Here is a 14,739-nt window from a genome sequence, read left to right as displayed (position 1 = left end):
GAGAAAAGATGGCAGGAACAGAAGGCCCGCAACAACAAGGCCAGAAGCCGACCGAGCGCGAACCACAGACGGCGGTGGCGCCACTGAACACGATCGTGAAGGAGGACGTCGCCGCTGCCAGCAAGGCGGTGGACGACTGGCTGCGCTCGTTCAGTGGCGGCTACGTGACGCTGGAGCGGCTGACGATGGTGCTGGGCAGCATCCCGATCGTCGGGAACATCATGGCGCTGGTGGATGTGTTCCTGGACATTATCAACATCGTCGAGAAGAAGGCCAAGGACGGCGTCGACGCGTTCCTGAACTGGGTGAGCCTGGGCATCAACCTGATCGGGCTGATCCCGGTACCGCCGAGCATGGCTGCGGCGCGCATGAGCCTGCGCCCGACGCTGCACCTGGTGAGGCAGCAACTGAAGACGGCGGCCTCGAACCTGGGGGAGGCGATCGTGACCACGCTGGTGGGGCACCTGAATGCCACCATCATGGGTGAGCTGGACAAGTTCATCGACGGAGCCATCGCCAAGCTCGACGGCATCCTCAAGAGCTGCGCGGACCTGGCAGACAAGATCATCGACAACCTGGTGGACGTGATGCGTCGCGTGCTGGGGCAGAAGGATCTGTTCACGGTAGGCACGCCTGCGTCACCCGAAACCAAGGTGCACGACCCGAAGACGCAGAGCACGTGGAGCCGGATGTGGGGCGCGGCGGTGCGCTACTCGAAGCAGTCGGCGAACTACGTGGCGAAGGCGGCTGCGAGCCAGCTGCCCGATGGCGTTGCCAGCCAGGTCAACAGCGTGATCACGCAGATGCTGGACTTCAAGCAGCAGCTGCGCGGGCAGCTGTCGAGGCTGGCGGACAGGGAAGCGCAGGCCAGCATCATGTGGCTGCTGTACAAGCTGCGGGATGCGCTGCTGAAGAAGAAGGGCCAGCGTGCCGCGATCATCGCTCCGCAAACAGGAGCCAAGGCGGAAAAGGAAAATCCCGGAACGCAACTCGGCCACATCAACAAGCAAGCCGATGCACAAGGGACGGCGGGGTGCAAGAACTGCCCTGCGCCGGCGCGCAAAGGGGCTTCCATCAGCCTTGCCACGGGCAACGAAAGCTTCACCCACACCGACTTCGTTCTGGCAGCGCCGCTGCCGATCGAATGGGCGCGCACCTACGCCAGCGACCTCGACGCCTTCGACCGAGGCAGCCTGGGCGCGCGCTGGATCACCCCGTACAGCATGCGCGTGGACGTGACCACGCCCACGCGAGGCGCACGCCAGGGCCAGCCCAGCCTCGTGCACCACGCCGCCGACGGCCGCAGCCACGCCTACCCGTTGCTGGCCGTGGGGCAGAGCTATTTCGACGCGATCGAGGAAGTCCGCGTCTCTCGCCTGAGCGAGAGCCTGCTGGTGCTTGACTTCGGCAAGCCCCTGCCCGAAGGCCAGCAGAGCGAGTGGCGCGAGATCTACGAGTACGTCGACAGCAAACAACCCCATTTCCGGCTGGTCACGCAGCAGGCCAAGGACGGCATGGCCATCGGCCTGCGCTACGACCACGTCATCGCGGCAACGGGCGAGCGCGTGCTCAGCGACATCATCAGCAAGCACGGCGAAGCCGTCATGGCGCATGTGGGCACCAAGCCCGATGCGCAGACGGGGCTCATCCAGTCGCTGTGGGAGCTCAAGGATGGCCAGGTCGTGCGCCAACTCGCCGGCTACACCCACGACGGGGAGCGCGATCTTGTCGCCGCACAGGACGAAGACGGTGCCAGCTGGAGCTACACCTACAGCCACCACCTCGTGACCCGCTATACCGACCGCACCGGCCGGGGCATGAACCTCGAGTACGACGGCACGGGCCCCGACGCCAAGGCCGTGCGCGAGTGGTCCGATGACGGCAGCTTCGCGCTGAAGCTGGAGTGGGACCGCAACATCCGCCTGACCTACGTGACCGATGCGCTGGGTGGGGAGACCTGGCACTACTACGACATCCAGGGCTACACCTACCGCATCATCCATCCGGACGGGCTGCAGGAGTGGTTCTTCCGTGATGACGCGAAGAACATCACGCGCCACGTGCATACCGACGGCACGACGGACGACTACACCTACGACGCCGACGGCAACCTGCAGACGCACACGCGCGCGGACGGCAGCCGGGTGCACTACGAGTACGACAGGCTGCACCGGCTCACCGGCATCCGCGATGCGGAGGGCGGCGTGTGGAAGCGCGACTACGACGCGCAGGGCCATCTCACGGAAGAGATCGATCCGCTGGGCCACAAGACCGAGTACGCGTACGACAAGGCGGGCAGGCCCGTGCGCATCACCGATGCCAAGGGCGGCGTCAAGGCGCTCGCCTATTCCCCTTCCGGCCAGCTGCTGAGCTACACCGACTGCTCCGCAAAGACCAGCCGCTGGGACTACGACGATCGTGGCCGCCTGGTCAAGGCCACCGACGCCGCCGGCAACGCCACCAGCTACCGCTATGCAGCCGGCCAGTTGGAAGAGATCGAACAGCCCGACAGGACGAGCGAGCACTTCGAGCACGACGCCGAAGGCCGGCTGCTTCTGCACACCGACGCACTGGGGCGCGCCACGCGCTACAGCTACACGCGCGCCGGCCTGATCGCCGGCCGCACCGATGCCGCGGGCCGTTCGCTCAGGTACCACTGGGACCTGCTGGGCCGCCTGACCGAACTGCACAACGAGAACGGCAGCCGCTACGACTTCAGCTATGACCCCGTGGGCCGACTGCTGGAAGAAACCGGCTTCGACCGCAAGACCACGCAGTACGTCCACGAAGAAACCACGGGCGTTCTCGCCGAAGTGATCGAGGCGGGCTATAGCACCGAACTCGAATTCGATCCTCTCGGCCGCTTGAGCGAACGCCGCGCCGGTGGGCAGTCCGAACGCTTCGCCTACGACCGCAACGGCCGCCTGCTCGAGGCGACGAACAGCGATGCGCGCCTGGTGTGGTTCTACGACCCGGCCGGCAACCTGACGCGCGAACATCACCACTACCTGAAGCGCAAGCGCACGGCGGTCTGGCAACACCGCTACGACGAACTCAACCATCGCGTCGCCACCGTGCGGCCCGACGGGCACGTCACCCAATGGCTGACCTATGGCTCCGGCCATGTGCACGGCCTGATGCTCGATGGCCAGGACATCCTGGGCTTCGAGCGAGATGACCTGCACCGCGAGGTTGCCCGCGAGCAGGGCAACGGCCTGAGCCAGCGGCAGAAGTACGACCCGGCGGGACGGTTGCTCGAGCAGCAGATATCGCGCACCAGGCCAAGTGCTGTCGAGGCAGTTGGCATCCAGCGCCGCTACAGCTACGACAAGGCTGGCCAATTGGTGGCCATCGGCGACAGCCGGCGTGGCAACCTGAACTACCGCTACGACCCCGTGGGCCGCCTGCTCGAAGCCAACAGCCGCATCGGGCGCGAGACCTTCGCCTTCGACCCCGCAGGCAACATCGTCGATTCGCTCCCGGCCAACGAGCCTCTGAGGCACCCGGCCGGCAAGCTGCTGGATAACCTGCTGAAGACCTACGCCGGCACCAGCTACCGCTACGACGAACGCGGCAACATGACCGAACGCGTGCGTAACGGCTGGCGCACCGTCTTCGCATGGGACGGCTTCAACCGCATGACCGCGGCGACCGACCACAGCGGCATCACCACCACCTTCAGCTATGACGCGCTGGGGCGGCGTCTATCCAAGAGTTCGGGCGACACCACGACCCTGTTCGGCTGGGACGGCGACGTGCTCGCATTCGAGAGTACCCAGAGCAGCTCGGCGATCGAGGAGGGTGGCGAGCACGGCTGGAGCGTGCACTACATCCACGAGCCGAACTCGTTCGTGCCGCTGATGCAGGTGCGCCGGGCGAGCGCGATGGCGCTGAGCGAGACGACGGATGCGAAGGCGCTGATGGAGGCCAACGGAGGCGTCTACGACATCGAGCAGGATCCGCTGTGGAACGGCGAGCAGAGGCAGGTACCGCGGGCGTTCGACAGGAAGGAAATGGCGTTCTACCAGTGCGACCACCTGGGCACGCCGCAGGAACTGACAGACCACGAAGGGAGCATTGCCTGGTCGGCGCAGTACAAGGCGTGGGGAGAGGCGCGGGAGGCGATCAGCGAGGCGGGGAGAAGGGCGGGGTTCAGGAATCCGATTCGGTTTCAGGGGCAGTATTGGGATGAAGAGACGGGGTTGCATTACAACCGGTATCGGTACTACGACCCACGCAGCGGAAGATTTGCTTCTAGCGATCCCATAAAGTTGCTGGGGGGAACAAATCTCCACCAATATGCGCCGAATCCGACAGAGTGGGTCGATCCCTTTGGACTGAGCGGAAACTCGAAGCAGCGAAGACAAGCAACGCGTGCGGCTCAACGTGACTGCGAGAGAGCTGAGGAAAAACGCGATGACTTGATGAACAAGCGAAAACGAAAGCATGCGACTTATGTTGGCGGCACAAAAAATGGCCAATCTGTGGGAGGGTGCTCGACAAATCCAACTGGATGTGCAGAAGACGATATTGCCCGTCAACTCGGCCCTGACGCTACTTTTACAAAAGCGTTTGGCTGGCGCCGAAATCGTGAGACAAACGAGCTTGAGAGAACTGAAATCCCCGTTTGTTGCAGATGCCAATTGAAATATAATCCTTCTCAATTTCCTTCAGATGTTAAGGCTGACCCAGGTGGAGCATGGGAAAAATGATTGATTTTGCATCCGTTGAGTGTTCTAGGATTGATTGGCAGAAATATGAGGAAATTCAAGGGCGAGCGGATTCCATTCCTGCTGTCTTACAAGCGTTGTTGAGTTCTTCAATAGAAAATGCGGAGAAATATTATTGGGGGATAGAGAATCATGTGGTTGTTCAAGGGCAATTGTTTAGTGCGGCTGAGCCCACGTTGCAAGTGCTTATCGCCTCGCTTTTGAATGTTCGCCCTAGGCATACAAAAATCGATGTGCTTGAGCTTATTTTTCAAATAGTTGCTGCTGCTTTTTCCGAGGCGGAAGATGAGAAATACAGGGAAATGCAACGCCGAATTCAATTGCGCGCACTGGAGGGATTGTGGGTTTTTTACGGAGAATTAAACGGGGAGCATTCTGAGGCAGTTGGCGAGATATTGGATTTGATTGATCAATCCCGATTGAAATACTTTATTCAATGAGCCGAGGATGCAATCAAAGGATGATCATTGGATGCATTGATCACTCCGACGTGATAGGGTGAAGTTGAATTGAAATCGACATGATCAACAGGCGCTGCCTGAGGCCAACAGCCGCCTGGAACGCGAGACGTTTGAGTTCGATCAGGCGAGCAACATCGTCGATCCGCCCTCGGCCAACGATCCCCTGAGGCACCCGGCCGGCAAGCTGCTGGATAACCTGCTGAAGACCTACGCCGGCACCAGCTACCGCTACGACGAACGCGGCAACATGACCGAGCGCGTACGCAACGGCTGGCGCACCGTCTTCGCATGGGACGGCTTCAACCGCATGACCGCGGCGACCGACCACAGCGGCATCGCCACCACCTTCAGTTATGACGCGCTGGGACGGCGTCTATCAAAGAGTTCGGGCGACACCACAACGCTCTTCGGCTGGGACGGCGACGTGCTCGCATTCGAGAGCACGCAGAGCAGCTCAGCGATCGAGGAGGGCGGCGAGCACGGCTGGAGCGTGCACTACATCCACGAGCCGAACTCGTTCGTGCCGCTGGTGCAGGTGCGCCGTGCGAGCGCGATGGCGCTGAGCGAGACGACGGATGCGAAGGCGCTGATGGAGGCCAACGGCGGCGTTTACGACATCGAGCAGGATCCGCTGTGGAACGGCGAGCAGAGGCAGGTGCCGCGGGCGTTCGACCGGAAAGAGATGGCGTTCTACCAGTGCGACCACCTGGGCACGCCGCAGGAACTGACGGACCACGAAGGCAGTGTGGCTTGGTCGGCGCAGTACAAGGCGTGGGGAGAGGCGCGGGAGGCGATCAGCGAGGCTGGGAGAAGGGCGGGGCTCAGGAATCCGATTCGGTTTCAGGGGCAGTATTGGGATGAAGAGACGGGGTTGCATTACAACCGGTATCGGTACTACGACCCTCACAGCGGAAGATACGTTTCGAGTGATCCTGCTGGATTTAATGGAGGGATAAATTTAAATAGATATGCTCCCAATCCTATCGGGTGGATTGATCCTTTGGGCTTGACGAAACTCCCTCTTTTTCGTGGTATGAAAAAGGGCGGTGATGGGCTTCCCGTAGTTGAGCCATCTGCAAGAGGTTTGGGAGCCCGTATTCCGGCAGATATTCCAATTGATGAGGACGGCAATGTTCATCCAAATACCGGCGGAATTTCTGTAGCCCCTCGCACCGCCAGGAATTTGCCTGCGCATCGTCGGCCGCCGGCCTTGGGAGGAACTGGAAAGGACGAAGTTTGGCAACTCGATGAAAGCGATCTTGGGCCTGATTTAAAGTATGTCCAAGACTGCGATTCTCATGGAACAATACAGCCATCCCGAAAAATGTCTGCGCAGGAATATCAAAATGCACTGGCAAAGACGCAAGGTAAATGGAGAAATTGATGGGCTCAAAAACCAGCTTAAGAACAGCAATTGACGAAGAATTTTTAAAAGAAGTTCAGATCAATGAGGATTTGATGGAGTTGCGCGAGTATCTGAAGAGATACAAGGAGCTTGGGGTTTCTGCTGAGGAAATGATGGAGTATCTTGTTAGTCTTCGCGACTCTTGTGTGGCAGAAGCTTTTGAAGATAAATTATTGGAGTTAATGGATATTGTTAGCGGATTTTGTTCGCCGTCCCTCCGGGTTTGGTAGTTGACGGGAATGGCATGTCGAGATTTTTCTGTGCTCTGGTTTCTGATGGATTGGGAGCTATTATCGAAGTTGGATCGGATGAAATAAATTGATGCTCCGATGGCGGTTCCGGCAGGGGAGGTCGTAGTTTGATGGTTTTTCGGTTTGGGCCGTTGAGTAAAGATGAATTAGCGATTTATTTCGACGGAGAAGGCGCTGATTTACTTCTCTCGAAGATTTCCGAATTGCTGGATGGAAAAGGTAACGTCGAGCATGTTGGCTGTCTTCGGTTGCTTCGAGGTGATCCAGAAGAAGCGATGATTGAACTGCGATTGAATGTGCTCGATCGCCTCGAAATGAAAAATAATTCGCTCCTCTTGGATATGAGCTCAGATGCCTTGGAGTATGCGTTTCATCAGTTGAGTGAATTTCTGAGAACAGGGTACTTCTTCCCTTCCGAATTCTGGAGCTTTTCAAGAGAGGGCCGAAAGTACGATACGCAGGTTTTCTTCGGCAAGCTCACCTTCGTGAAGATGACTTTTTTGACGCCGGCTTGAGAGGGCCAACTCGGAGGCTGCGCAGACCTCCGTCAGGATTGCGTGCACGACAAACGTCCCCCTGCGCAAAACCCCTCGTTCATCTGGCCGCAGTCTGAGCCACAGGCTTTCACGCCTCTACCCCCGCTGTCTTCGGGTTTTCGATAACTAAATCACCTTGATTTAGTCCTTCCACTGTCCGATAGTCCCCTTGCGCCCGGACGCCCGCTTCCCCTCACGCGATCCGGATCCAAAACCGCAGGCGCAAGCCAACCGCCCGCCCAAGGAGACAACCCATGCACACCAGCCCCCGCTCCATCCTCGCCCTGGCAGCACTCTCCCTCGCCGCAGCCTCCGCGTCGACCGCCGCCTTCGCCGCCGACCAGCCCGTCATCGGCCTCGTCACCAAGACCGAGACCAACCCCTTCTTCGTGAAGATGAAGGAAGGCGCCCAGGAAGAGGCCAAGAAGCAGGGCGCCAAGCTGCTCTCCGGCGCAGGCAAGGCCGACGGCGACAACGCCGGGCAGATCACCGCCATGGAGAACATGATCGCGGCCGGCGCCAAGACCATCCTCATCACGCCGAGCGATGCCAAAGCCATCGTTCCCGCGATCAAGAAGGCGCGCGACAAAGGCGTGATGGTGATCGCGCTCGACAGCCCGGCCGATCCGCCGGATGCGACCGACGCGCTCTTCGCCACCAACAACTACACCGCCGGCGTGCTGATCGGCGAGTACGCCAAGGCCGCGATGGCGGGCAAGCCGGCGAAGATCGTCGCGCTCGACCTGCTGCCGGGCCACCCCGTGGGCGCGCAGCGCCACAACGGCTTCATGAAGGGCTTCGGCCTGCAGGCCAACGACGCGAAGTCGAACGAGCTGTCTAAGGCGCCCGAGATCGTCTGCATGGCCGACAGCTACGGCGACCAGGCCAAGGCGCAGACGGTGATGGAGAACTGCCTGCAGAAGGCGCCCGACGTGAACCTGGTCTACACCATCAACGAGCCCGCCGCCGCCGGTGCGTACAACGCACTCAAGCGCGCCGGCAAGGAGAAGGGCGTGATGATCGTGTCGGTCGACGGCGGCTGCCAGGGCATCAAGGACACGGCCGCCGGCATCATCGCCGCGACCTCGCAGCAGTACCCGCTGAAGATGGCCGCCATGGGCGTTGCCGCGGGCGTCGAGTACGCCAAGACGGGCAAGAAGGCTTCGGGCTACGTCGACACCGGCGTGACGCTGATCGCTGGCAAGAGCGTGGCGGGCGTCGACAGCAAGGACACCAAGACCGGTGCCGAGCTGTGCTGGGGCAAGAAGTAAGCAGCCGAGCTGACGACGAATTCCAGGGAGGCACATCTCGATGGCGAAATCCGCATCAGCCACGCACCACATCCCGTGGGGCGCCCTGGGGCCGTGGCTGGCCCTGCTCGGCGCATGCATCTTCTTCGCGACCCAGTCCGACCGCTTTCTCACGGGCGGCAATCTCTCGCTGATCCTGCAGCAGGTGATGGTGGTCGGCGTGATCGCCATCGGCCAGACGCTGGTGATCCTCACGGCGGGCATCGACCTGTCGTGCGGCATGGTGATGGCGCTGGGCGGCATCATCATGAGCAAGTTCGCCACCGAGCTCGGCCTGCCGGCGCCGGTGGCCATTCTCTGCGGCATCGGGGTGACGACGCTGTTCGGCCTGCTCAACGGCCTGCTGGTCACGCGCATCAAGCTGCCGCCCTTCATCGTGACGCTGGGCACGCTGAACATCGCCTTCGCGATCACGCAGCTGTACTCGTCGTCGCAGACCATCACCGACCTGCCCGGCGGCCTCACGGGCCTGGGCACCACCTTCACCATCGGCGGCGCCGAGGTGGCCTGGGGTTCGGTGCTGATGGTGGTGCTCTATTTCCTCGCGTGGTTCGTGCTGCGCGAGACGGCGGCGGGGCGGCACGTCTACGCCGTGGGCAACAACGCCGAGGCCACACGCCTCGTGGGCATCCCTACCCAGCGCGTGCTGCTGGGCGTGTACGTGATGGCGGGCGTGCTCTACGGCATCGCCTCGCTGCTGTCGGTGGCGCGCACCGGCGTGGGTGATCCGAACGCGGGCCAGACCGAGAACCTCGACGCCATCACGGCCGTGGTGCTCGGCGGCACCAGCCTCTTCGGCGGCCGCGGCATCGTGCTGGGTTCGCTGATCGGCGTGCTGATCGTGGGCGTGTTCCGCAACGGGCTCACGCTGATGGGCGTGTCTTCCATCTACCAGGTGCTGGTGACTGGCATCCTGGTGATCCTGGCCGTCACGGCAGACCAACTCTCGCGCAGGGGGGCTCGCTAGCATGAAGCTCACCCCCAGTCTTCGCGCACTTCGTGTCGCTTCGCCAACCCCCTTCCAGGGGGCAACACCTTCGGCCGGGCAAAGCCCGTTCTGCGGTGTTCCCCGACGGGTCCGCGCCGGTCGCGTCGGCCGCGGCTCGTGTGCCAGCGTGGTGGAGAACTGAAATGAACACGGCTACAAACCGCAAGATCGTGATGCAGGCCAAGGGCCTGGTGAAGCGCTACGGCCAGGTCACGGCGCTGGCCGGTGTCGACTTCGAGTTGCGCGAAGGAGAGATCCTCGCGGTGATCGGCGACAACGGCGCGGGCAAGTCATCGCTCATCAAGGCGCTGTCGGGCGCGATCGTGCCCGACGAGGGGCAGATCCTGCTCGACGGCAAGCCGGTGAACTTCCGCAATCCGCTGGAGGCGCGGCGCGCGGGCATCGAGACGGTCTACCAGGACCTGGCCGTGGCACCCGCCATGACCATCTACGAGAACCTGTTCCTCGGCCGCGAGCTTCGCCGGCCCGGCTTCATGGGCAACGTGCTGCGCATGCTCGACAAGAAGAAGATGCTGAGCGAAAGCACCGCGCGCATGGCCGACCTGAAGGTCGGCATCCAGTCGATGACGCAGGCGGTCGAGACGCTCTCGGGCGGCCAGCGCCAGTGCGTGGCCGTGGCGCGCAGCGCGGCCTTCGCGCGGCACGTGGTCATCATGGACGAACCCACCGCCGCGCTCGGCGTGAAGGAGGGCAACATGGTGCTGGAGCTGATCCGCCGCGTGCGCGATCGCGGCCTGCCGGTGGTGCTCATCAGCCACAACATGCCGCACGTGTTCGAGGTGGCCGACCGCATCCACGTGGCCCGCCTGGGCCGCCGCGCGGCCGTGCTCGATCCGAAGAAGATCAGCATGAGCGACACGGTCGCGGTGATGACCGGCGCGATGACGGCCGACCAGTTGCCCGCGGAGGCGCATGCCTGATGCGCACGCACCCGCTGCTGTGCGCACGCCCGACCTGCTGCGGCCCCGCGGCTCCAACCAGGTCGGCATGCGCCAGTTCAACGAGCGCACGGTGCTGCAGGCGCTGCGCGTTCACGGCAGCCTGCCCAAGGCCGACCTGGCACGGCTGACCGGCCTGAGCGCGCAGACCATCGGGCTCATCACCGCGCGGCTGGAGGAAGACGGGCTCATCCTCAAGCAAAGCCGCGTGCGCGGGCGCATCGGCCAGCCCTCGGTGCCGCTGGCGCTCAACCCCGACGGCGCCTTCGCCATCGGCATCAAGGTCGGCCGGCGCGGTGCCGAGTGGCTGCTGATCGACTTCGCCGCGCAGGTGCGCGAGCGCCACGCCATCGGCTACGACTTTCCCGACGCCGACGAACTGCTGCCCGCCATCGCGCAGCACATCCACCGCCTGCGCGACGGCCTGGGGCCGCTGGCCGCGCGCAACGTGGGCGTGGGGCTGGCCGCGCCGTTTCTGCTCGGCGGCTGGCACCGCACGCTGGGGCTGTCGAAGGCGCAGTCCGACCTGTGGAACCAGATGGACCTGGCCGCCGAGGTGCGTTCGCGCATCGACCTGCCGGTGAGCTTCGCGCGCGACACCGTGGCCGCCTGCGTGGCCGAACTGGTGGGAGGGCGGGGGCACGACCTGAAGAGCTTTCTCTACATCTTCGTCGACACCTTCGTGGGCGGCGGGCTCGTCATCAACTCGCACCTGCATACCGGCGCGCATGGCAATGCGGGCGCGCTGGCATCGCTGCCGATGCAGCCGCCGGGTACCCGCGGCGCGCTGCCGCCGCAGCTGGTCGCGCAGGCGTCGCTGTGGGAGCTCGAGCAGCGCCTGTCGGCCGAAGGCCTCGATCCCATGGCCGCCTACGACGACCGCGCGCTGCAGCCGCCTTTCGCGCAGGCCACGACGGCCTGGCTGGCCAGCGCATCGCAGGCGCTGGCGCATGCCATCGTGTGCGGCACCGCCATGCTCGACTTGTCCGACGTGGTGGTGGACGGCTCCATGTCACGCCCGCTGCTTCAGGCGCTGCTCGACCAGACCCGCGACGCGCTCGACCACTGCAACTGGGAAGGCCTCTGGCAGCCGCAGCTGCACGGCGGCAAGGCCGGTGCGCAGGCCTGCGCGCTCGGCGGCGCGATGCTGCCGCTGCACGCGAACTTCGCGCCGGACCACGACGTGTTCCTGAAGGCGGCCTAGCCCGTACGGCGTGATCGCGCGAGGCTCAGTGCCTCGGCGATCAGCGGCTTGACCGTATCGAAGGTCTTCTCGCTCGGGTTGATCACGCTGACCCAGTACATCTTCGCGTACAGCGGATGCGGCATCAGCGTGTCGAGCGCGCTGTAGTCGGGCGCGGCCGGCTGCTCGCCGAAGAGCGCGCGGAACGTTTCCTTGCCCACGCCGAGGTTCAGCCGGAACACGCCGGCGCGGTCCAGCTTCGAGGCGTTGTCGAACTCGTTGTCCTTCGTCACGATGGTCGCGAAAGGGAACTTGTCGTCGCTGTCGTGGAAGAAGAAGGTGTTGTCGTCGGCGACCTGGAAATGGCCGCCGGCCAGCATGTCGATGATGTGTTGGGTGATCGCGTCTTCGGTCATGGGCGCGATCTTGCCCGCATTCTCATCGGGAAGTCGGCCAGCGCCGCAGCCCCAGTTCGTCCGCCAGCTGCCGGTAGGCCTTGATCTGCGCCTGCACATAGTCGTCGAGCGCGGAGCCGGTAAGGGCGAAAGGGTAGAGCCCGTGCTGTTCGCGCAGCGATGCATAGCCGGGCGCAGCGCTCGCCTCGCGGAACGCGTTGGTCCAGGCGCGCACGGCGGCATCGGGCACGTCCGCACTCAGGTAGAGGCCGCGCACCGTGGGCCAGACCAGGTCCACGCCTTGCTCGCGCGCGGTCGGCACGCCGGTGAGGACGCCGCCCAGCCGGTTCTCCGACAGCACCGCGAGCAGCCGCACGGCCGCTCCGCCCGCGATGGCCTGGAGTGCTTCGGCCGCATCGCCCGGAAACGCGTCGACATGCCGCCCCTGCAATGCGCTCAGTGCGTCGCCGCCGCCCTCGAAGGAGACGAAGCGCATCGCCTTGTGGTCTCGCCCCGCTGCGCGCACCAGCAGCGCGGCCTTCACCCAGTCCTGGCTGCCTACCGTGCCGCCCGCGCCGAAGGCGATGCGCGACGGGTCCTGCCGCAGTGCGGCGACAAGGTCCTGCAGGCGCCTGAAAGGCGAATCGCGGTGAACGGCGATCACACCGTAGTCGGTGCCCAGCGTGGCGATCCAGCGCACGGCCGAGGGCGAATGCGGTCCGAAGCGGCCCTGCGCGAGGTTGAGCAGCGAGCCGCTCGAGAACGCCACCAGCGTGCCCGGCCCGCCGAGCTTGCCGGTGGCGATGCGGTCGAAGGCCACGGCGCCGATGCCGCCCGGCAGGTAGCGCTGCGCGAGCGGTGGGCGCGCGGGGCGCACGGCCTGCAGCGCGTCGCGCGCCAGTGCGCAGGTCAGCGCGAAGCCGCCGCCCGCCTTGGCGGGGATCACGCAGTCGGCCGCTTCTTCGGAAGGATCGCCCGCGGCCATCGCGCGCATGCCGAATGGCGGCGCGAGCAGCGCACACAGCGCGCGCAATGCATGGCGTCGGTTGGAGGTAGCGGAGGAAGGCATGGCGGCGGGCCCGTCAGTCGGAGGCCGGGGCCGATGAAGCGCGCGGCCACCAGATGATCGCATGCAGCCCCGGGCCGGTTTCGCGTGCCTCGAGCCGCAGTTCGCCCCGGTGCCGCTGCGCAATGGAGCGCGCGATGGCCAGCCCGAGCCCGAAGCCGCCCTTGCCGGCGCGTGCGCCACGCCGGAAGCGCTGGCCCAGCGCGGCGCGTTCCTCCTCGTCGATGCCCGGGCCGTTGTCTTCCACGTTGAGGCTCCAGCCCGCGGCGTCGCCGGCAGCAAAAAGCGTGATCGTGCCTTCGGCTGGCGTGTAGGCGATGGCGTTGCTCACCAGGTTGCCCAGTGCCTCGCGCATCAGCCCGCGATCGGCCACGGCGGGGAATTCGGGCGCGGGTGAATGGACGCCCAGGTCGATGCCCAGATCTATGCGTTTTGCGCGCGCCAGCGGCAGCAGGTCGACGGCCACTTCGCGCAGCAGCCCCGCCAGATCGAATTCGGCGGGCTCCACCGACACCGTGTCGCTGCGGCCGAGCGCCAGCAGCTGCTGCGCGCTGCGCGTGGCGCGGCCGATCTCGGTGCCGAGCGCATCGAGCGCCACCTGCACCTGCGCCGGGTCTTCCTCGCGCCGCGCGTAGTCGGCCTGCATCTGCAGCGTGGTCAGGTGCGTGCGCAGCTGGTGCGAGGCGTCGTCGAGGAACTGGCGCTGCTGCGAAACCAGCTCCTGCGTGCGAGACATCTGCTGGTTGACGGCAGCCACCAGCGGCCGAACCTCGGCGGGCAGGTCGGTCTCGGCAATGCGCGTGAGGTCATCGCTGGTGCGCGCGCCCACCTCGCGCGCCAGCCGCGAGAGCGGGCGCAGCGCCGCCGCGAGCGCGATGGCGGTGCCGCACAGCAGCATCGCCAGCACCAGCCCGTCGCGCAGCGCCGCGCTGCGCACGAAGCGCGCGCTGAATTCCTGGCGCGAGCGCGTGCTCTCGCCGACCTGGATCAGCACGCTGCGCCCTGTGCTGCCGGCCGGCGCACGGTCGAGGTCGCGGCGGTAGGCCGCGAGCCGCACGGCCTCGCCGAAGTAGGTGGCGTCGTAGAAGGCCGGCACGCCCATCTTCAGCTCGGCGGGCGGGGCGGGCAGGTCGGCGCTGCCCAGTTCGACCAGCCCGTCGGAGGTCGAGACGCGGAAGAACACCTGTCCGCTCGCCGTAAGCTCGAAGAACTCGAACATCGTGTAGGGCAGCTCGACCGAGAGCCCGCCCGACGCGGTCGAGATGTTGGCGTCGATGGACTTGAGCGCGCCCAGCAGCGAGCGGTCGTAGGCGGCGTTGGCGGCGGCCAGCGCGTCGTGCCGCGTCATCCACAGCTCCAGCGCGGTCACCACGAGCAGGGCGGGAAAGAGCAGCAGCGCGAGCCGCTGCCAGAGGCTCGCGCGCCGCAGGCGATTTGCCAGGCCGGACACCACGC

General features: G+C 64.6%; 12 protein-coding genes. 9 read left to right on the top strand and 3 right to left on the bottom strand.

What is annotated here, in order from left to right; genetic code table 11:
• Positions 1-8 precede the first annotated feature (8 nt).
• From ABL844_RS20270 to ABL844_RS20230, 9 genes are all read left to right on the top strand, one after another.
• Complete coding sequence (locus ABL844_RS20270) at positions 9-4,712, top strand: RHS repeat-associated core domain-containing protein (protein WP_418128700.1); 4,704 nt, start codon at positions 9-11, stop codon at positions 4,710-4,712.
• Positions 4,700-5,170 (top strand): hypothetical protein, encoded by a 471-nt coding sequence (locus tag ABL844_RS20265; protein ID WP_126021853.1) that lies wholly within the window; start codon positions 4,700-4,702, stop codon positions 5,168-5,170. Before ABL844_RS20270 ends, ABL844_RS20265 begins: the two co-directional genes overlap by 13 nt.
• Before the next feature lie 268 nt (positions 5,171-5,438).
• Positions 5,439-6,575 carry an RHS repeat-associated core domain-containing protein gene (locus tag ABL844_RS20260; RefSeq protein WP_418128699.1) on the top strand — a complete coding sequence of 379 codons (1,137 nt, stop codon included), beginning with the start codon at positions 5,439-5,441 and terminating at the stop codon, positions 6,573-6,575.
• A complete protein-coding gene (locus ABL844_RS20255; protein ID WP_184638818.1) occupies positions 6,563-6,826 on the top strand; it encodes a hypothetical protein in 264 nt (87 codons plus the stop codon). The genes ABL844_RS20260 and ABL844_RS20255 overlap by 13 nt, the downstream gene beginning before the upstream one ends.
• A gap of 152 nt (positions 6,827-6,978) precedes the next feature.
• Positions 6,979-7,362, top strand: a complete 384-nt coding sequence (locus tag ABL844_RS20250; protein WP_184636819.1) for a hypothetical protein — start codon at positions 6,979-6,981, stop codon at positions 7,360-7,362.
• A gap of 275 nt (positions 7,363-7,637) precedes the next feature.
• Complete coding sequence (locus tag ABL844_RS20245; RefSeq protein WP_184636821.1) at positions 7,638-8,654, top strand: sugar ABC transporter substrate-binding protein; 1,017 nt, start codon at positions 7,638-7,640, stop codon at positions 8,652-8,654.
• 40 nt (positions 8,655-8,694) lie between these two features.
• Entirely contained in the window at positions 8,695-9,660 is a 966-nt protein-coding gene (locus tag ABL844_RS20240) for an ABC transporter permease (protein ID WP_184636823.1), read from the top strand.
• 164 nt (positions 9,661-9,824) lie between these two features.
• Positions 9,825-10,622 (top strand): ATP-binding cassette domain-containing protein, encoded by a 798-nt coding sequence (locus ABL844_RS20235; RefSeq protein ID WP_418128697.1) that lies wholly within the window; start codon positions 9,825-9,827, stop codon positions 10,620-10,622.
• Complete coding sequence (locus tag ABL844_RS20230; RefSeq protein ID WP_418128696.1) at positions 10,615-11,844, top strand: ROK family transcriptional regulator; 1,230 nt, start codon at positions 10,615-10,617, stop codon at positions 11,842-11,844. Before ABL844_RS20235 ends, ABL844_RS20230 begins: the two co-directional genes overlap by 8 nt.
• Here ABL844_RS20230 and ABL844_RS20225 read toward each other — a convergent pair.
• The 3 genes from ABL844_RS20225 to ABL844_RS20215 are packed head-to-tail and all read right to left on the bottom strand — an operon-like array spanning position 11,841 to position 14,737.
• The gene (locus ABL844_RS20225) at positions 11,841-12,239 is read right to left on the bottom strand and encodes a DUF6194 family protein (RefSeq protein WP_418128695.1); all 399 of its coding nucleotides are present in this window, start codon (positions 12,237-12,239) and stop codon (positions 11,841-11,843) included. The genes ABL844_RS20230 and ABL844_RS20225 overlap by 4 nt on opposite strands.
• Before the next feature lie 22 nt (positions 12,240-12,261).
• Positions 12,262-13,287 (bottom strand): tripartite tricarboxylate transporter substrate binding protein, encoded by a 1,026-nt coding sequence (locus ABL844_RS20220; protein WP_418128694.1) that lies wholly within the window; start codon positions 13,285-13,287, stop codon positions 12,262-12,264.
• Positions 13,288-13,300: 13 nt separating this feature from the next.
• Positions 13,301-14,737: a sensor histidine kinase gene (locus ABL844_RS20215; RefSeq protein WP_369662425.1), complete on the bottom strand. Its 1,437-nt coding sequence runs from the start codon at positions 14,735-14,737 to the stop codon at positions 13,301-13,303.
• Positions 14,738-14,739 lie beyond the last annotated feature (2 nt).

Source organism: Variovorax sp. 278MFTsu5.1 (assembly GCF_048305045.1).
GTDB lineage: Bacteria > Pseudomonadota > Gammaproteobacteria > Burkholderiales > Burkholderiaceae_C > Variovorax > Variovorax guangxiensis.
Note: the sequence above shows the minus strand (reverse complement) of the source record. Positions and strands in the feature narration are given on the sequence as shown.